At 51.7% G+C, this 19898-nt stretch carries 17 protein-coding genes; 3 read left to right on the plus strand and 14 right to left on the minus strand.

Annotated features, from left to right (window positions below; genetic code table 11):
• The first annotated feature begins 53 nt into the window (after nt 1-53).
• A complete protein-coding gene (fabF, locus tag ACOQPM_RS07905; RefSeq protein WP_420628702.1) occupies nt 54-1304 on the plus strand; it encodes a beta-ketoacyl-ACP synthase II in 1251 nt (416 codons plus the stop codon).
• Between the two features lie 24 nt (nt 1305-1328).
• Here the strand turns inward: fabF and ACOQPM_RS07910 are convergent, their stop codons facing one another.
• From ACOQPM_RS07910 to ccmA, 7 genes are all read right to left on the minus strand, one after another.
• On the minus strand, nt 1329-2135 hold the full coding sequence (locus ACOQPM_RS07910) for a DUF2085 domain-containing protein (protein WP_420628703.1): 807 nt from the start codon (nt 2133-2135) through the stop codon (nt 1329-1331).
• Between the two features lie 84 nt (nt 2136-2219).
• On the minus strand, nt 2220-2876 hold the full coding sequence (locus ACOQPM_RS07915; RefSeq protein WP_420628704.1) for a TlpA family protein disulfide reductase: 657 nt from the start codon (nt 2874-2876) through the stop codon (nt 2220-2222).
• A gap of 77 nt (nt 2877-2953) precedes the next feature.
• On the minus strand, nt 2954-4072 hold the full coding sequence (locus ACOQPM_RS07920) for a cytochrome c biogenesis CcdA family protein (protein WP_420628705.1): 1119 nt from the start codon (nt 4070-4072) through the stop codon (nt 2954-2956).
• A gap of 156 nt (nt 4073-4228) precedes the next feature.
• Complete coding sequence (locus ACOQPM_RS07925; RefSeq protein ID WP_420628706.1) at nt 4229-4438, minus strand: hypothetical protein; 210 nt, start codon at nt 4436-4438, stop codon at nt 4229-4231.
• On the minus strand, nt 4438-5265 hold the full coding sequence (locus tag ACOQPM_RS07930) for a cytochrome c biogenesis protein (protein WP_420628707.1): 828 nt from the start codon (nt 5263-5265) through the stop codon (nt 4438-4440). Before ACOQPM_RS07930 ends, ACOQPM_RS07925 begins: the two co-directional genes overlap by 1 nt.
• A gap of 115 nt (nt 5266-5380) precedes the next feature.
• Nucleotides 5381-6100: a heme exporter protein CcmB gene (locus tag ACOQPM_RS07935; protein WP_420628708.1), complete on the minus strand. Its 720-nt coding sequence runs from the start codon at nt 6098-6100 to the stop codon at nt 5381-5383.
• Nucleotides 6093-6818, minus strand: coding sequence for a heme ABC exporter ATP-binding protein CcmA (gene ccmA / locus ACOQPM_RS07940; RefSeq protein ID WP_420628709.1), 726 nt, complete (start codon nt 6816-6818; stop codon nt 6093-6095). The genes ACOQPM_RS07935 and ccmA overlap by 8 nt, the downstream gene beginning before the upstream one ends.
• 464 nt (nt 6819-7282) lie before the next feature.
• On the opposite strand from ccmA, the gene ACOQPM_RS07945 reads away from it, so the two are divergent.
• Complete coding sequence (locus ACOQPM_RS07945; protein WP_420628710.1) at nt 7283-7999, plus strand: hypothetical protein; 717 nt, start codon at nt 7283-7285, stop codon at nt 7997-7999.
• Between the two features lie 102 nt (nt 8000-8101).
• Here ACOQPM_RS07945 and murJ read toward each other — a convergent pair whose 3' ends face one another.
• A complete protein-coding gene (gene murJ, locus ACOQPM_RS07950) occupies nt 8102-9727 on the minus strand; it encodes a murein biosynthesis integral membrane protein MurJ (protein WP_420628711.1) in 1626 nt (541 codons plus the stop codon).
• Nucleotides 9728-10041: 314 nt separating this feature from the next.
• Here murJ and ACOQPM_RS07955 point away from each other — a divergent pair, with 314 nt between their 5' ends.
• Entirely contained in the window at nt 10042-12843 is a 2802-nt protein-coding gene (locus ACOQPM_RS07955; RefSeq protein ID WP_420628712.1) for a glycosyltransferase family 39 protein, read from the plus strand.
• A gap of 100 nt (nt 12844-12943) precedes the next feature.
• Here the strand turns inward: ACOQPM_RS07955 and pheA are convergent, their stop codons facing one another.
• The 6 genes from pheA to ACOQPM_RS07985 form a co-directional block, all read right to left on the minus strand.
• The gene (pheA, locus tag ACOQPM_RS07960; protein WP_420628713.1) at nt 12944-13783 is read right to left on the minus strand and encodes a prephenate dehydratase; all 840 of its coding nucleotides are present in this window, start codon (nt 13781-13783) and stop codon (nt 12944-12946) included.
• A gap of 7 nt (nt 13784-13790) precedes the next feature.
• Nucleotides 13791-14708, minus strand: a complete 918-nt coding sequence (locus ACOQPM_RS07965) for an ABC transporter permease (RefSeq protein ID WP_420628714.1) — start codon at nt 14706-14708, stop codon at nt 13791-13793.
• Nucleotides 14709-14710: 2 nt separating this feature from the next.
• On the minus strand, nt 14711-15829 hold the full coding sequence (locus ACOQPM_RS07970; RefSeq protein ID WP_420628715.1) for an ABC transporter permease: 1119 nt from the start codon (nt 15827-15829) through the stop codon (nt 14711-14713).
• A gap of 106 nt (nt 15830-15935) precedes the next feature.
• Nucleotides 15936-17474, minus strand: coding sequence for an ABC transporter ATP-binding protein (locus ACOQPM_RS07975; RefSeq protein ID WP_420628716.1), 1539 nt, complete (start codon nt 17472-17474; stop codon nt 15936-15938).
• A 102-nt stretch (nt 17475-17576) separates the two neighbouring features.
• Nucleotides 17577-18623, minus strand: coding sequence for a BMP family lipoprotein (locus ACOQPM_RS07980; protein ID WP_420628717.1), 1047 nt, complete (start codon nt 18621-18623; stop codon nt 17577-17579).
• Between the two features lie 113 nt (nt 18624-18736).
• A complete protein-coding gene (locus tag ACOQPM_RS07985) occupies nt 18737-19873 on the minus strand; it encodes a hypothetical protein (protein WP_420628718.1) in 1137 nt (378 codons plus the stop codon).
• Between the last annotated feature and the right edge of the window lie 25 nt (nt 19874-19898).

A 19898-nucleotide genomic window follows, 5' to 3' on the forward strand; every position in this document is an offset into this window, starting at 1 on the left:
CCCTCACAGCTTGGGTTATAGCTCGTTGAAGATACGAAGATTGTGGAGGCAGCATGAACCAACAAAAACGACGGGTGGTCGTAACCGGGCTCGGTACACTCAACCCGCTAGGAAACGATGTAACCGCCACCTGGCAAAAAATATGCCAGGGTGAATCTGGCATTGATACCATTACCGGCTTTGACGCCAGCGAATACAAAACCACCTTTGCTGGCGAAGTCAAGAATTTTGACCCGCGTGACCATTTTGACCGCAAGGAAGTGCGACGCATGTCGCGCATGACCCAATTTGCCTTGTTTGCCGCTCAGCAAGCCATTGATGATTCTGGGCTAACCGTCACGGCCGAAAACAAAAATCGCATCGGCGTGGTGGTAGGCAGCGGTATGGGCAGCCTGGATCCGATTATTGATAATGTAAACATGCTCAACGAGCGGGGGCCATACCGTGTCAGCCCGTTTTTTGTGCCGATGATGCTGGCAGATACACCGGCGGCTACCGTCTCTATCCAGCATGGTCTGGGCGGACCCAATATGTCTGTAGCCACCGCTTGCGCTACGGGTAACGACGCTATCGGCCAAGCTGCCCGCGTCGTTCAGCACGGCGCAGCGGATGTGATGATTGCCGGTGGCTCGGAAGCGTGCCTGATGCCCCTGGCCTTTGCCGGCTTCAGCGTCATGAAGGCAATGTCTACTCGAAATGATACGCCGCAAGAAGCGTCACGGCCGTTTGACCAAACGCGTGACGGCTTTGTGGTAAGTGAAGGGGCTGCTATCGTGGTTTTGGAAGAGTTGGAACACGCCTTGGCGCGTGGGGCGCATATCTATGGCGAGTTTTTAGGGTATGGTGCCAGCGCCGATGCCTATCACATCTCTATGCCCGCAGAAGATGGTTCTGGCGCGATTGCGGCCATGCAAGCTGCTTTGGATGATGCAGCTATCGAACCTGCTTCGGTGGATTACATCAGCGCCCACGGCACCAGCACACCGCTCAACGACAAAGCAGAAACCGGCGCTATCAAGAAACTGTTTGGCGAAGCCGCCTACGACACGCCCGTTAGCTCCACGAAATCCATGCACGGCCATCTGCTGGGCGCGTCTGGCTCATTGGAAGCACTCATTTGCCTAAAAGCAATTGGGGATAATTTGCTGCCGCCCACCATCAATTACAACATACCAGACCCGGTTTGCGACCTGGATTATGTGCCCAACACCGCTCGTCCCGCTCAAGTGGACATCACTATGTCCAACGGCTTTGGCCTCGGCGGGCATAATGCGACTTTGGTATTGGGACGGTATAGTGGGTAATTAAATTACCCAATTACCAATTTCTTACGAAGGGAGTTCGCCAATGCGGGTGAGCTTGCGCTCCAGATCGGCTGCGGTGCGACCCATGTTGTGGTCCAGGTAGGGGTAAGCCAGCCAAACCAGCATGAAGCCAAATAACGCGCCTGTGAAGGTACGTAAGAAAGGGGTGCTTTCTCGCAAAGGGAAGATGCTGCCTAGCAACGCCTGGATTCCAGCCGGGTCGCCCCCATCTAGCGGCGTGGCGTAGTAGCCAAATAGCTGGCTAAAACCATCTAGCCCAATGGGCCCCATGCCAATGATGAGGAAGAGGAGGAGGGGTAACGGCCGTATCCGCCAATACTTCCGCACAACACCATAAATTAGCCCCCCAATCAGCACAAATCCATAAATGGCAATATCCCGCTCACACAGTGCCATCTTGTATCCAAGCTGCTCATTCCCCACAAATTCGCGTGCAGAGATGAAAAACTCTGCCCAATTCTCATCACTTACGCCAGCAAATTCAGGCAGCGTGTCCACATAGCTTTCTAAGGAGTTTAGCGATGTGCCAGCCAATTCCCGTGGGTAAGCTACCTGCTCGCCAAACAGAAAAAAACTGCGCGAGGCCATCTGGTGGCACATGGGACTGTACATGGTGTAAATGACCCGCGCTGGACCCGTTGCGCCTACGTTCATCAATACCGGTGCCAAAATAGGCAGCGCCACGTAGATGGCAATGATGGTGTTAAGAACGCCCAGCCAATGCTTACTAAATCGGTAAATTAGCTTGTCTGCGCCGATGACAAGATCACGGGTGCGTCCGGTTACTTTTTTCTTGGGGGGCGTCGTCATATCAGGTTCCTAATTCGTCAGAAGTTCAACTTTGGGAAAAGTTGAATTTCCCCAAGTATAGCCAAGATACCGCAATCGTGCTGGTTAGTTGGCAGCAGGCGGAATGGTATCCGCCAAATAGCCATCAATTTGGGATTGCACCATCGGACCACGATGGATAGCAGTCACTTCTCCAGACCCATTGATGAAAAAGGTAGTGGGCAAGATGCTTGCTACACCATAGAGTTCTGAAATAGTGCCTTCGTTGTCGAGTACGGCCGTAAAACTCAATCCCAACTCCGTAAAAAAGTCAGACACGTCCGCCGCCGATTCCTGCTGATCCAGTGCTAAAATGACCAAGTTGTCATCCTGATAAGTCTGGAAGGCCGCTTCCAGCTCAGGCATTTCAATGCGGCAGGGCGCGCACCACGTTGCCCAAAAATTGATGATGACAGGCTGCCCGGCAAAGCTGCTCAACTGCACCTCGTTGCCCTCAATATCGTTTAGCGCAAAATCATAAGCCAGCGATCCTACCTCTAATGGGCCGCCACCTGTGGGCAGATTGTTTGTCGTTACCTCGGCGGCTTCAAAAGCAGGCACTTGCTCTAAAATGGAGCCTTCTTCGTCAGCAGCCGCAGGCTCGTTTGCGCTCCCAAACAGGTTGCCACCAAAAATGATTAGCGTGAGTGCCAATCCCAGCACCACAAACCCGCCGATGATGAGCAAAGGATTACGGCCGTTCCCATCAGAGTCATTTGACATAATAATACTCCATTAAAAATAAAAAACCTCCCACAGAATTAAACTTTCTTGGGAGGTAGAAATGTAATCTGCAAAAATTATGGCTGGAAAAACTCAATAAACCGATCTTCCAATATGACAAACCATTCAGAAAATTCGTACTGCCCCACCAAGGCGTTAATGCTAGTCAGCGTACCGTTGAGCATCAAGACAGCCAGCAAAATAAACAACGCGCCGCTAATCAACTGTGTCGAGTGCAAATGCACCGTCACACGCCGCTCCTCAGAGCTGGTGAAAACCCATAACGCTGCGCCAATCAAAGTAACAGCCAACAACCCAATCTCATGGCCCAATGTCACTGTTTGGCCATCAAAGAATCTAAAGTTGAAGAAAATATAGTCCAGCACAGCAACCAGCACCCGCCAGATAGCCAATGCCCAAACCAACGCCACCACAAAGGTGTGCGTATCCAGCTCCCAGCCCTTGCCACGCAGAAAGCGCCAGAAAAAGCTTTGGCGGCTCATCCGCCCAAAAAATGTAGAAACCACCAGCAACGGCAGCCCCAAACCCAATGTGTAAATGAACAGCAGCATCATGCCATTCCACACCGACGTGGTTTGCGCCGCCAATGTCAGTACCACACCCAAAATGGGGCCGATACAGCTTGTCCACCCCACAGCAAAGCTTAAACCAAAAAAGTACGAGCCCCTCAGCGTTGTGTTCTTAGGTTGGACACCGCCGGTACCACTAACATCTACACCACCAAACCCTTTGCCCAACAAGCTAAGGACGCCAAATCCCATCACCACAGCCCCCCCAATCAGGATGAGCAACTGTTGATTGCCTACCAAAACCTTACCGATCTCAAAGCCTACAGCCCCCAACACGGTAAATGTGGTTGCTAGCCCTAACATAAAGGCAATGGTGTTGGCCGCAATTTGCTTACGGCCGCTTTGGAAGGCAAAGGCAAAGTAAGCTGTCAGCACAGGCAAGGTGCAAGGGGAAGCAAAACTAAGCAGGCCGCCGCCAAAAGCCAGCAGCGCCAGCACAGCAAAGGGCTGGGTTTGTAGCCCAACGGCAAATTCGGGCGTACTGCTGTCTTGAGAAAATGTTCCGAAGATAAGAAACAGGAGGACGGCCGTACCGATACCGATCAGCAATTTCTGACCAGTAGAAAGCGAGCGAATCGGTTCGGGAAGGGTTAACGATTTGAGCATAATGCAGTCTCCAAATCAAAAGTTTATTTGGTCAGTTAGACGTGAAGCTGTGGCTGAATCTTACGTATCTTTTACTTTCCCGCTTTTACACAGCAGCACAGACACACAATATCCCACCCAGCAACAAAATAAGTAACGCTCCCTACACAAAAGCAGCTACCCAGCCGCCTCCTCATCATCTTGTAATAAACGTTCCATCAGCTGAATATCTTGCTGCAAATTTCGCTGCCGCAAAACCAGGCTCACAATATAAAACAGACCAATCACACCCATCACTATGTAGCCAAGAATTAGATAGTTGTTAAAGGTGTTGGGATTCACCGATGATTGCAATGCAATATTCAAGAAAACAGATAATGCAAACATTAGGCGTTCCCTCCCTGCAAATGTGCCGCTACGCGCATCTTCAACGAATCTACATTATCCATCAAAAACTGGAGCCGAATGCGGTTGAACATCCAGGCAATGTACATGATTGAAAATGAAATTGTGTTCACCGTTAGCGTAATGCCCATCCGCATAGATTCCAGGCCAGGCTCAAACTCCTGCAGCCCTTCCGATGCCCCCTGTGCCGCCTCGATGGTGCCGCCAAACACTACTGGGTGAATATCACGAAAAATGCGAATGCTTATGTATGCCATAATGATAGTAACAAAGGCAACAATTACGTACACGGCTCCAAAGCGTGCGCGTTTTTCTCGCTCCTCGATTGCTCCCCGCAGCATAAAGTAGGCCGCATAAGTTAACCAGGCCACTGTAATCAGCGTCAGGCGCGGACTCCACAGCCACCACGTATTCCATGCTGGTTTCCCCCACACAGAACCTGCGGCCGTTGTAATGGTTAAAAACACCAAACCAACTTCCACCGAAGACAACGCAATGGTGTCCCATTTGCGATTCGGGTTTTTTAGTTTGATAATGCCCCAAATGGACGTCATTGTGTCGTTATTTGGCACTTTTAGACTCCCAAAGTCTATTCGAGCCAAGTAAAATGAGCCAGCTAAAAGTGCTACAAAAAAGGCAACGGCTCCAACCCAAGCTGTCCCCACATGAAAGTAAAAAATTCGCTGCACGTTCCCCATTGTGCGTTCCGTAGGGGCGTAAAAAAAGGTCAACACCAAACTCACCACCAGCGTCACTGCTGCAAGCCAATTTAGTGTAGGAATCCAGCGGTTCAAACGAGACAAACTCATCTATTACTCCTCTCAAAAATTATGAATTATGAAAATCTTGCTCTTCTAGAATAACAAACCTTCGGCGTTTGGGCGTAAGATTATCACAATTTTTTTAGCAAGCGGAAATCTGCAATTAAGATTCTACAACCAGATGATAGGTAAACAGGCCCGTTGCTAAAATGGCCAGATCGTAGGCAGCCACTAATGAAACCATGCTGCGAATAATCATCATATCCGGCTCGGCGGTCATCATTTCGCCAACGGCCGTTGCCGCGGGCAAAATCAGGGGCAGCACCAAAGGCATCAACAAAATCGGCAGCAACACCTCCCGCGCCCGGGTTTGCATGGTCATCGAGGTGATCAACACTCCAGCCGCCACGTAGCCAATCGTACCCAAAAACAGAACCAGCAGCACAACCGGCTGCCAAAACGGTTTATTGAAAAAAATAATAAATACAAAAACCAGCACTACTTCCAGCAACAGCGTAAAAATCGTGACGCTAATCACCTTCGCCACATAAACCGCTCGGCGATCAATCGGGGCAATTAAAATGGCGTCTATATTCTGGTTTTCGCGCTCGATGGCTAATGAACGATTCAGCCCCAGCGTGCCGGCCAGCAAAATCGTCGCCCACAACAATCCGGTAGAGACATTTCGGGCTGCATCCAGCTCTGTTTCCAAGGCAAAATTAAACATCACCACCGTTACCAAAGAAAACATCACCATCAAACTCACGGTTTGGCGCGTCTGTTTTTCAATTTGCAAATCTTTCCAAACGATGGCCCAAACGGCCGTTACAAATTGGTTGCTGCCGGAAGGATTCGCCGTTACTGTGGTGGGTGCATTATCCATGCGGTTTGCTCATGCCTGCTTTGCGGCCTGTGTGCGCCGCATAAATGTCCAAAAATTCGTTCCCCGTTACCTCTCCATTGGCAATTTCCTGCACAATTTTGCCCCGGCTCAAAATAGCCACCCGATCACACAAATTGAGTCCATGTACCAAATCATGGGTGATCATGAGGATAGTACGGCCGTTGGTCGACTCCTGGCGCAATAAATCATCCAGCAGGGCAGACGCATCCTGATCTAAGCCCGTGTACGGCTCATCCAGCAACAAAACGTCCGGCTCATGAATCGTTGCCCGTGCCAACGTCAGCCGCTGCATCATCCCGCGTGAAAATGTGCGTACCGCGTCCCGCTGTCGCGCTGCCAAACCCACACGCTTCAACGCCTCAGCCACCCGCGCTTCACCATCATTCAAACGATACAGCTTGGCAAAAAACAGCAGATTCTCCGCCGCCGTTAAATCACCATAAAGCAACGTTTGATGAGACACCAAACCAATATGCTGCCGCACCCGGCCGCTAAATTGCGGCATGAGCCATCCCCCTATTTTCACCTCACCGCTTGTCGGCTGAAGCAGCGTGGCGACAATTCGCATCAACGTGGATTTGCCCGCACCGTTTGGCCCTACCAACGTTACAAAACGACCCGCCTGTATGTGCAAATTCACACCGCGCAGTACTGAGTTTACGCCATATTGTTTTACAAGCCCGCTAATTTGGATCATCGGCTCAATTTTAGATTCTCTTGCACTTTCGGCAAGTGCCGATTGTCACGCTTGGTTTTGTGACACATGCCACTTAAAATCATGCTTTTTTTCTGACAATTGGGCAAAATCCCCTTAAGGAAGCCGTATAAATCCAGAAAATGTGCAATTTTTCACGTTTTGTTAACGGAACAGGCTCATTTAAACTTTTTGAAGGCAAAATGAGCAAAAAACGTCAGGGAAATAGTACCAGGGTAAGGGTCAACAAAGCGGCAGATTAGTGACAATTTGCTAAAATAACCACTTATGTAAATAAAAAGGTTGCACAACTTGAGGATTTTTCTCTATAATATTGGCCGACTCTTGGGAAGAGGGTACTTAATTTGCTATTGAACTTGTCTGGAACAATAACTCCCTGGATATTGGGGACGCTCATTTTACTACTACTGCTTGCACTCGCCGTTGTGTTTAAATCTTGGCGAGAAATGAAGCGATCTCCCTATTTCTTCATGCGTTTGCAAGCCGAAAAGCGCCTCCAAACATACTCCTTTGCGAGCTTAGGTTTGTTGGCAGCAGCTACTTTATTTGCGTTCTACGCTTTGCAACCAACTACTGATACCACCCCACTGGTGGCTGTACTTACCAATGCAAAGCCAGTTTCTGAAGAGGTGGCCGCTTTAGCTGCCCAAGAGCGCACCGCCGTTGAATTTATCCCCGAAACGGCCGTTACCTCCCAAATCGTCTCCACCAACAACCAACTATTTTTAACTGACCCCGACGCGCTGGTTCAAGCAACGCTAGAACTGCCTGAACAGTTTAACCGCTTTGAGCCAAAAGCTGAGCTAAACGAAGCCACAACCCTCGGCGATATTAGTTTCTCCACCAAGATTGACAACGCTTACGAAGCAGTTGATCCCACCAGCATTTTTGCTGTCGGCTCCTACACCGTTTACGCCACCTTCTCTTACGATGGCATGGCAGACGGCATGGTTTGGTCTTGGGTATGGCGACACGATGGCGAAGTGGTTGACGGCGGCAACGAATATTGGGAATATGGCGCAGACGGCCCAGGCTACATTTTCTACAACCCCGAAGATGGCTTTCGCGCTGGCGAATATACGTTGGAAGTGTGGGTTAACGGTGAGCAGCTCACCCGCTCTAATTTACGCATGACTGGCTCTGCCTTGTCATCCGGTAATTAAATTTTGCAATCAACAGGGTACGGCCGTTTGGCCGTATCGTTGTTTTAGGAAGAGAAGAGGAAGAAGTGAGCCCGACCAAATAATGGTCGGGCTTTTGGTTTTTTACCAATTTAGGCGGCGACGGCCGTATTGCCACAAGCCATTCAGCTCCTCCAGCCGCAAACCAGCGCACACCAGCACATAAATCAATCCGCCAGCAACGCTAACTAACATGAGATGGAGTAGGACGGCCGTTTCCACCAACCAACCCTGTACCAGCCACATCCCCCCAGCCATCAGCAGCGTGGCCACACCCATGCGCCATAGCCCATTCAGCAGCGCGTACCCCTGAATGCCGCCCAGCTTGCGCCGCAGCAGCCAAAGCAACAGCAGCACTTCGATAACATTAGACAAGCTAAATCCCAGTGCCAAACCACCCAGCGGCAACCAGCCTAGCTGCGGAAACACCGTCTGGCTAAACCACAAACTCAACAGCCACATAATCACAATCTGCACGCCGCCTGCCAAAACGGGCGTTAGCGTATCGCTTAGAGCGTAAAACGTGCGGGCCACGACTTCCAGCGCCAATAAAGGCACCAAACCAAGCGCATAAAACAGCAGCGCCCAACTCACAAACAGCGTCCCTTCATCCCCCAAAATACCCCGCTCAAACAAAAACGAGACGATTGGCTGCCCCAAAATGGCAAAAACCACCGAAAATGGCAAACCCAAAAAGAGCAAAATTCGTAGTGAGTCTGCAAAAATCTGGCGCATTTCTGCTTTCTCGCCCCGCGCAGCCAGCGAAGAAAGCGTGGGGAAGGCGGCAATGCCCAACGCCTGCCCGATAATCCCCTGCGGCATGATGATCAGCCGAAAAGCGGTGTTGAGTGCGGGCAAGCTACCCGTCGCCATTGGATCGGTGAGCAAAATGATGAGGAATTTGTTGATCTCGCTAAAGGATAAACCTAACACGCGAGGGGCCATGAGGCGCATTACCTGACGCACACCGGGGTCATGCAAGTTGAGAACGGCCGTATATCGCGCCTCCTTCCGCCATAAACCGGGCAACTGCACCAAAAAATGCCCCGCTGCTCCCACGACCGCACCCCCAGCAAAACCAAATGCCACTTCCTCTGGCTGACTGCCCGGCCAAAGTAAGCCCCCGGCAATGATGCCCACATTGTAAATGGTCGGAGCCAGAGCAGGTAGCAAAAAATGCTGCCGCGCATTTAGCGCCCCCATGATGACGCCGCTCGCCCCAAAAATGATAGGCGAGATCAACATGATCCGCATCAGGCGCACCGTTAGCGGCAGCAGTTCCGGATTGTTAGCTACCTTTTCACCGGCCAGCCAGGTAACAAGCTGTGGGGCAAACAAAATGCTGAGGAGAGAAACGGCCGTTACCACTACCGTCAGCAAATTAATCACGTTGGAAAAAAGTCGCCACCCGCCTTCGCTGTCACCCTGCTCAAAATAGGCGGCAAATGTGGGGATAAAAGCAGAACCAATTGCCCCACCCGCAATGATCAAAAAGATAGTTTCCGGGAAGCGCACGGCAATTTCATACGCTTCGGCCGGCAAGGTAGTGATGCCCAAATTGGCGCGAATCACAATCTCGCGCACCAGGCCCACAATACGGCTGAGTAGCACTGCCACCCCCACCAAACCAGCAGCCCGCATGACCAAAGAGCGACTGTTGGCAACGGCCGTTTCAGACCCTGCTTCCTTGTTATTTTCATCAATAGACATAGATGGGAATTATACGTGAGGCAACTGTGGAAATAAAATCGGGCTGGCAAGTTTGCCAGCCCGGTTATTGTTTTGAGAGTCAGGAACGCCGAAACCTGACCCTCGTTAAAAGGAGGAGAAGAAGAAGAGATTTTTACCCTTCGTGAAAGATTCTATACTAATTACCTACGTAGGGCTGTACGTCGCGCCTACGCCGAACCTACGCAAAACCTACGCAAGTTTAAATGTTCACAATTCAGAAGCCTTGCAGCACCATAATATTAGACACACCTGCCTCGATAGACGAACCGACCCGTCGGCGATAAAATCAGCCCATGCGACGCCTCCAACACAGTCATGCCCTGCTCTTCATGCTCTTCTGCCTGCTTACGGCCGCTACGCTTCGCCTGAGCAATTTAGAGCAAGTACCAGCAGGGGTCCACTTTGATGAAGCGGCCAACGGCATCCTGGCAGCGGAAATTGGGCTTAAGGGGGAACGGCCGATTTTTATCACCAGCTACACGGGCAAAGAGGTGCTTTTTTTCTACCTGGCAGGCGGGCTAATCAGGCTGGTTGGCGATTCTGTGTTCACATTGCGGCTAACGGCCGGGCTGGTAGGGATTCTGACGGTAGCGGCCGTTTATTGGCTGGGGCTGGAACTGTTCCGAGACCGGCGTGTAGCGCTGGTTGCAGCCGCACTGTTGGCCATTAGCTTTTGGCATTTGCTGTTCAGCCATCTCGGTTTTAGAGCCATTACCCAGCCGCTGCTGCAAACGCTCACTTTGGCCGCGCTGCTGCGCGGCGTACGGCTAGAGCAACGCAAATGGCTAATAATCAGCGGCATCTTCCTGGGGTTAACAGCCTACACCTACCTGGCAGCGAGATTATTCCCGGTTTTATTGCTGCTGGGCGGCCTGCCGCTACTGTTTGGGCAGAACTGGCGGCAGCGGTGGTTACAGTTGCTGCTGGTTGGTGGCGTGGCGCTGATTGTGCTGGCTCCTTTACTGGGCTTTTTCATTGCTAACCCGGATGCCTTTTGGGTACGCATTGGTCAGGTTGCACCTGGCGAATCTGCCCTGAGCCTAGGGGAAAGCTTGTTGCGTTCGCTGCAAATGTTTTTCCTGCTGGGGGATGAGTATGTGCGCTTTAATTTACCGGGACGGCCGTTATTCGGCTGGTTCTGGGGTGGCTTGCTACTGGTGGGCTGGATGGCACTGATTTGGCGTTGGCAAGCGTTGCGGACCGATTGGCAGCGAGCAAGTGTACTGTTGCTGCTGCTGGCGCCTTTTATCATGCTGCTGCCCACCACCCTGGCCGTAAACGAAATCGTACCCAGCAACCTCCGCGCCATTGGCCTGATTCCCTTCGTTTTTTACCTGCCCGGCGCGGGGTTAATGCTGTTCGTTAGCGATTTGGGCAATCAGTTCAAGCGCATTCAGCTTACACAAACGGTGCTTGTCATCGGTATGCTGGCCTTGATGGTCGGCGGGCTGGCAACGGAGCGGTTGTATTTTCGGGTGTGGGGGCAAGAAGCGGCCGTTTTCTATGAAACAGATGGTGATTTAACCGCTGCCGCCAACTTCTTGAATACGCTAGACACCGAGGGCAAAACGATTTATGTTTCGGCACTGCATTATCAGCACCCCACGCTTGCTTACCTGAGCGACAAATACGAGCAAGTAAAGTGGCTGCCAGAAAGCCAGGCAGTTGTTTTCCCAGCCAACGATGAAGAAGCGATCTATATTTTCCCAGAAAAAAGCCCGCTGCCGCAGTGGGCAATCCCCTATTTTGAGAACGCCACGCTGCTCAAAAGCCCGCTTGCACCAGACGGCAGTTTGCCCTTTTTGGCTTATGAGATGCACGGTACGCCAGCTATTGCGCCACCCTACCCTGTCGAGGCCAATTTTGGCAATGCGATTACTTTGCTAGGCTACGATGTAGGTGAGGTTGCCGCCGGCGAAAAGCTGACTGTGTTCCTCTATTGGCAAGTCAACTTTCCGCAAACGGCCGATTTCACACCATTCATCCATTTTGAGGACGCCTGGGGGCATCGCTGGAGCCAGGAAGAGACTTTTGCCTATCCGTCGGCGCAATGGGCACGGGGGGAGACGATTGTGCAACGAGCAGAAATTGACGTGCCGTTGGGCGCACCGCTGGGCAGCAATTACCGGCTGCGCGTGGGGCTGTTCTCTGGCAACAGTGGGGAGCGTTTGCCCAGATTGGATGAAAACGGCCGTTACGCTGGCGACACCTATCTCATCGAAAACGTGACGGTACTAACCGCAGAGCCGCCGCGTGATTTGCCGCAGCCACCCATTGTGCTCAACCGCACCGTACGCGCCCAGCTAAAATTGCTGGGAGTCGAGCGGGAGGCAATGGAGGCAACCACCGGTGAAACAATCAGGTTGGCGTTGTGGTGGCATGCAACTGGTTTTGTACCAGATACGACGATTCGGCTGGAGCTGTTGGGGGGCAACAATGTGGGGCGCATTCTCATTGGCAACACACAGCCGGTGCATGATACCTACCCTTTTTACAGTTGGGAAACGCCTCAATTCCTGATTGATTGGCAAACGTTACGAATACCAGACAATATCCCCACAGGCGAGTATCGGCTGCTCGCCCGGTTCCGGGACGGAGCCGAAGCAAACCTGGCTGTTGCGGATTTGGGAACGCTTCGAGTAACACAAACTGAGCGGAATTATACGGTACCGGAGGTGGAACGGCCGTATCCCGCCACCTTTGGCAACGAAATCAATCTGCTTGGTTACAACCTCACCCCGCAAGACACACCGGGCCAATACCAACTAGACTTCGTCTGGCAAGCGCAAGCTACCCCCAGCCGCGACTACACCGTCTTTGTCCATCTGCTGCAGCAGGACGGCACCTGCGCCCCCTGCGTTTGGCAGCAAGACGTGATGCCCCAGCAAAACCAATATTCCACCAGCCGCTGGCTACCCGATGAAGTCGTCACCGACAGCTATCAGATTCAAATTCCGCCAGACACGCCGCCTGGCAGCTACCGCCTGGAAATCGGCCTCTACATTGCCGAAACGGGTCAACGGCTGCAAGTGCAGCAGCCAAATCGCCCTGAGGCTGATGCACTTTTTTTAGAACCAATTGCTGTGGAAAACTAATGGCTCATGAGTAAAAAGTGTGCATCAATGTAACAGTCACTTCAGAAGTGACTGTCACATAAAGGCAATTCGCACACATCTCATAGACGAGCCAAACTGATTAGTAGGAGGGCATTTTGGCCAGGGGGTAGGAGCCAAGCACTTGCAAGAATGAAGATTGCTTGAGAATGCCTAGCATTGCCTCCTGCACGGCATCGTCATCTTCATGGCCCTCAAAATCAACAAAAAAGCGATAGTGCCAGGGGCGGTTGCGCCGAGGGCGAGATTCAATTTTGGTGAGGTTGATGCCCCTGCCTGCCAGTTCACCCAGTACGATATGCAGCGCACCGGGTACGTGACGCGTGGTGAAGATGATGGAAGTTTTGCAGGGGTCTTGTCGGGGGGGATCTAGCTTACCCAAAACAAAAAAGCGCGTGAAATTGAAATCCATATCTTCAAAATTGTTAGATAGAATTTCCAGATTGTACGTTTCGGCGGCCAGGGCACTGGCAATAGCGGCCAGACCCTGCTTGGGATTGTTGGCCAGCTCGCGGGCGGCTCCGGCTGTATCGTAATGGTCTACGGGGATGAGGCCCTGGCGTTTTATGTTGTTCTCGCATTGAGCCAGGGCTTGATGATGAGACATGACGTGCGTCACTTCGTTAATTAGCGTACCCATAGGAGCCATAAGGCAATGCTCTACGCGAACGATTACCTCGGCCTGTACGCGCAAATCATGGTCTACCAGCATGTCGTAGGCGGGGATGACCATGCCTGCCAGGGAGTTTTCGACGGGGAGCATGGCCTGGGTGGCACGGCCGTTATGCACGGCGGCAAACATCTCAGAAAAAGTGCGGCAGGGCAGGGTTGATGAATTGTTACCAAAATGTTCGTGGATAGCCTGCTCTGAGTAAGCACCCGGTTCACCCTGGAAGGCCACGATGGTTGGCGGTTGGCTCATCGTTTGCCTACTCCAACTCATAAGGTTGCCCAATGGCAGCGGGCGGAATGGGTCGGCGAATGGTGGCAACGACAATGGTTAAAACGTAGGGCAACATCTGTAAAAATTCAGCCGGGATGTCTGGGTTTAGGGTTTGGGTACGAATTTGAATGGCATTGGCCAGGCCAAACAAGAGCGCAGCACCAAACGCGCCAAACGGTGTCCAGCGACCAAAGATCAGGGCAGCCAGGGCAATAAAGCCACGGCCGTTTGTCATATTGATGTTAAAGGTGCCAACCCATTCCAGCGACAGCCAAACCCCGGCCAGGCCAGCTAACAACCCGCCAATAATGACATTTGCGTAGCGGGTAAAGTGAACGTTGATCCCCAATGTATCTGCTGCCTTTGGATGTTCACCGACAGCCCGCATACGCAACCCCCAGGGTGTGTAAAACAAGATGTAATGAATCACAAACGTGAGAATGAGCATGAGATATACAACTGGCTGATGCGAGAAGAGCACCGTACCGATAAAGGGAATTTCAGACAATACCGGGATGGGTAGCTCAGGAAACGTTCCGGCCGATCCTGGCCAGCGTGGAGGCACCAGGAATACTTGGTAAATGTGCGCCGTTAAGCCAGCCGCCAAGATGTTGATAACGGTTCCACTAATAATTTGGTCTGTTTTGAAGCGAATAGAAACAACGGCATGCAGGGCTGCCATCAACCCGCCACTGAGCAACCCGGCCAGGATGCCAAGCGCCAAACTACCCGTGTAGCCTGACACAAAGGCTCCCATCATGGCAGCCATTAGCATCATGCCCTCAATGGCGATATTCACAACGCCTGAGCGTTCACAAAACAAACCGCCATACGCACCTAGAGCTATAGGCGTGGCTGTAGCAATCGTTAACTGAAGTAAACCGGCAATAATCACCAAATCCATGATTAACCTCCCCACCCGCGTGACAAGGGAGCTGTTTCAAGCTCGTCTCCTGTGCTTTTTAGCCTGAACAAGTAGCGAACAATGGCCGGAGCAGAGACAAAGAGTAAAATAAGGGCTTGCAAAATGGAAACAATATGCACAGAAAGCCCCGCTCGTATTTGCAAAAAGTCGCCCCCAATTCGCAGAATGCCAAAGATAAAGGCCGCCGGTATGATGGCTAGTGGATTGTTGAGTGCCAGCAGACTCACGGCAATGGCATCAAAACCATATCCCGCTGCAAAGCTTTCGGTTAACACTCTGGTAAGCCCTTGCACTTCCAGGATTCCAGCTACTCCGGCCAATCCCCCGGCCAGGGACATGCTCAAAATGAACTGGTTTTTGGAATGAATGCCCGCGTATTCGGCCGCGTCTGGGTTTTGGCCTGTGGTTCGCAATGAAAATCCCCACGTTGTGCGAAACAGGAAGTAGTAGGTAACGCCAGCTAGCAGCAGCGCAATAAAAAATCCCAGGTGCAGACGCCCGGAAATGCGGAGGAGTTCGGCCGTTTCTTGAATCGGCAGGGTCTGTACATTTGAGGGGTTGGGGTCTTTGAATGGGCCACGAACAGCATAATTAACAAAGAGAATGGCAATAAAGTTGAGCATGATGGTGTTGATGACTTCATGCGATCCTAGCCGGGCACGCAAGAAGCCGGGAATGTAGCCCCAAATTGCGCCACCAATAAAGCCAGCTATGACAACCGCAATGGCATGGATGACGGGTGGCAGGGGTACGTAAATAGCGACCAGGGTTCCAGTAAAGGCTCCCATAACAAACTGCCCTTCTGCCCCAATGTTGAACAAGCCCGCCCGGAAAGGAATGGCAACGGCTAGCCCCGTTAAAATGAGCGGTGAAGTGGCCACCAAGGTATTTGTGATGCCGTTGCGCCCGAAAATGGCCCCATCTATGATGCCCCAATAGCCTTCTCCTACTTTTTGCAAGCCAATCAGAGGGGTTTCGGCAGTGAAGATGATGACCAGCGCACCAATGAATAGGGAGGTGATGATGGCTAATAGCGGGATGGTCAGTGATTTGAGTAGTCGCCTGGGAAGTGAAGCTGATTCTGGAGAGTTTGATTGCATTGGTTGTGTCTCCTATGGGCTGACAATGGAATAATATACGGAAATACATTGTCAGCTTGAAGGAGCGGTAAGGAAACGACTTCGTCGTCCTATTTAATTTCCGCTCCTAAAAGTCGGAACCGGCCATGAGCAAGCCCACTCGTTCACGGGTGGCTTCTGCCGCTGGGAGAATTTTCATGATACGGCCGTCGAACATGACAGCAACGCGGTCTGCCAAACTGAGGACTTCATCTAACTCGGCGGAAACCAGCAGGACGGCCGTTCCCGCATCTCGCTGTGCCACAATTTGGTTGTGAATAAATTCGATGGAGCCGACATCAACACCGCGCGTGGGTTGGTTGGTGATAAGCAATTTAATGTCATGAGAAAATTCACGAGCAATGACAACTTTTTGTTTATTGCCCCCAGACAGGCTGCCCGCCGTTGTGTAAATGCTGGGAGTTCGCACATCATATTTTTCTACAAGTCGTTTCGCTTCTTGCTCAATTGCTTCCTGATTGATGATAGGGCCATTGGCAAAGGGCGGCTGATAATATTGGTTAAGAACCAAATTGTCGGCAATGGGGTAGCTGGAGACCAGCCCGTGTTTTTCACGGTCTTCAGGTACGTGGGCGACGCCCATTTCTGTGATTTTGCGAGGGGAAACATGGGTTGCATTTTGCCCCAATATAGTGACAGAGCCACTCTGCACGGGGCGCAGCCCGGTTAACCCTTCTACGAGTTCTCGCTGGCCATTGCCCTGCACGCCAGCAATGCCCAAAACTTCACCAGCTTTAACCTCGAAGCTCACGTTGGAAACGGCCGTATGCCCACGGCTATCGTTTACCACCAGGTTTTCAACTTGCAGTACCGTTTCCCCAGGCCGTGCCTTTTCTTTCTCCACCTGCAGAATAACCTTTCGTCCAACCATCATTTCTGCCAAGCTGGTTTCTGTAGCGTCTGCCGGGGATGCGGTGCCCACCATTTTGCCCCGACGCAAAACGGCAATGCGGTTGGCAACAGCCAGCACTTCTTTTAGTTTGTGGGTAATAAAGATGATGGAGACGCCCTGAGCCGTAAGGTTTCGCATGATGGCAAACAGTTCGTCAGCCTCTTGTGGGGTTAATACGGCCGTTGGCTCATCTAAAATCAAAATATCTGCTTTACGGTACAGGGCTTTAATAATTTCGGCGCGCTGCTGAATGCCAACAGACAAATCTTTAATTTTGTCATCGGGGTTGATGGCTAAATTATATTGCTCTGACAGTTCCTGAATGCGGCTGGCCACCAAACGACGATTTAAGCGGCCCAGCAAAGGCACCTTGGACAAAAACCCCCGAATTTCTTCAACGCCGAGCATAATATTTTCGGTTACGCTCATAACCGGGACGAGCATGAAATGTTGATGCACCATGCCAATGCCTGCCGCAATCGCGTCGTTGGGTGAATTCATGGTGAGGGAACGGCCGTTCACCAAAATCTCGCCCTCATCAGGGTGATACAGGCCGTACAGCATGTTCATCAACGTTGTTTTGCCAGCACCATTTTCCCCAAGCATAGCCAAAATTTCACCCTTCATCAGGGTCAAATCAACGGCATCGTTGGCCAATACACCAGGGAATCGCTTCGTAAGGCCCCTGGCTTCCAGAACGGGCGTATCGCTCACATCACCACCTCCACAAAATTTTAACGAATAACAAAGAAGGCCACCCACAAAGCGAGTGACCTTCTTGAAAATTCAACAAATCAAACGAAGCAGCAAAATCAATTACTGCTCATAGCCAGTGTCAATTGAACCGTCTGCCAGACCAGATTCTGCTTCTTCCACCGCCGCCTTACATTCATCTGGGATATTGCCGTCCTGGTCGTGGTAATCGGCCAGGCCAACGCCGCCATTGGCTACGGTTGCTAGCTGAATACCAGCCTGCAGATTGCCCTCGGCATAGGCACGAACGGCATCACCAGTTGCTACGTCCATGTTCTTGGCTGCACTAGTCAGCAAAGAGGCTGCAACTTCAGGGTAGGTATTGTATTGATCAACATCTACGCCAATACCCAACAGACCGGCTTCATGAGCCGCCAACAAACCACCATTACCCGTGTTACCACCGACACCAAAGATAATGTCGGCACCTTCGGCAATCTGGGTTTCACCAGCTTGTTTACCGGTGGCCGGGTCGTTGAAGTCTGGAATATAAACGTTGAGGGTTTCAATATCCGAGTTTTGCGCCCTGGCACCATTCTGGTAGCCAACCACAAAGCGCACAACTGGCGGAATTTCCATGCCGGAAACAGAGCCAATAACGCCAGAATCGCTCACGCAGCCAGCCAGGGTACCGGCCAAATAACCAACTTCGTCCTCAGCAAATAGCAGACTGGTCACATTGCTCAAACCACCTTCCTCGGTGTAGCAATCGTCTACGTCTTCATCACAGCCAGCGCCTGGGAAATAGCCATTATCAATGATGGCAAAATTAACGTCTGGATTTGCCCGGGCAGCAGCAGCGGTGGCATCACCCATCAAGAAACCAACGGTAACAATCAAGCCGCAGCCTTCGTTGACGAAGTTGTCAATGTTCTTCTCAAAATCCGTAGGGGCTTCAGAAACGATGTGGCTAAATTCAATCCCCACCTCTTCGGCTGCGTCACGGGCACCTTTCAGCGTAAACTCGTTAAAGCTTTTATCATTCTCGCCACCTGTGTCTAACACAACACAAACAGGGTCGAGGTCCCCGGTCTCGTCGCCACCACAGGCAACCACCGCCAGTGCCAAAATCAGCAGCAAACTCAACAACCAAAACTTACTATTTTTCATATTTTCATTCTCCTTCCTTCTAAGAAACGTTTCATTGATAGCTTTAGATTGTCCTATCAATCTCCAGTAAAAGGTGAAGGGATTATAGTGGGAAGCGATTAAAGCAGCAACCGTCAGGGACGGCCGTTTCTGCCCCTTTTTCGTGATTTTCTGCTCTTTTTACGATGCGGCGCTGTTTTCTTGGGTAGTTTGCGGGTAGACGGCTGTTTTCGTCCCAACTTAGCCTGCGGCGGCGGCGAAATGATACCCAGAAATTCATTGATCTTTCGCAGCAACCCGCGCAGCTTGCGGTTGCTTTGCAGCAGAGGCTGGGCTTGCAACATCTCCCGGTACAGGTTGAACCACAGTTGGAAGTCGGCGCGATGGCCGTAGCGATTCATTGACCCTGTGCGGCGAAACTGCCACGGCTTGAAGCCCGTGTAATGAATGCCGTACAGAACGTCCAGATTTGGATAGCCGTTGAGGCTGTGGAAGCGTAAATCTACGTTTGTCCAGCGACCAGAGTAGCGCATTGTGAGATATTGCATCTCTGGCCAGTCAAAGGCGTCGCCGACGAGCGGCCGGACATCTGGGGATTGAATATCCTGCATGATTGCCTGAAATTCTGCCAAAGAGGGTTCTAGCACCAACAATGAGCTAATCACGCCCATGTTGGTCGGGTCGCTGGCAAAACGGTCAGTGATTTTGGCTGGGATTGGTTGCCCATGTGGGCAATCGGCGTAGATTTGGTGCCAGTTCCAGATGCCATCCTGCGCCACGCTGTCGGGAATGATGAAGTTGCCGTCGTCGCCCCACTCCATCACATGGGTTTTGTGCTCGTTGATGGTTCCGGCAGGTGTGGGGAGCGTGAACAAATGATCGTAATGGCGCAGCGGCAGCAAATCGGCATCCAGCAGAACAATCTTGTCGTAAGCGTGACCTAAATTGCCATCCCCACCCAAGCGCAGGGCGTGTAGGCGGGTGAAGACGTAGGGAAGATACGGCCGTTTCTTCACGCGCACATGCGGCACAAAAATCTTCTCCACATCAATCACCTCATCATACAAATGGCTCAACGCCTGTCGCGCCGGGCGGCTAATTTCCTCGGTGACCATGCAAATGAGATCGGCCTGGCTCTTTTGGCGGCGCAGGCCATGTGCCAGCAGCATCACCCCCGGCAGATAACTGTCGTTGAGCATGAGGAAGGTGACAAAAGCGTAGCGGGAACGGCCGTTTGGCTGGCGCATCGTTTTCGGCGTGGCGTATCTCATTTGGAAATTGGAGATTGGAGATTGG

This window comes from Candidatus Leptofilum sp. (assembly GCF_965223525.1).
GTDB lineage: Bacteria > Chloroflexota > Anaerolineae > Promineifilales > Promineifilaceae > Leptofilum.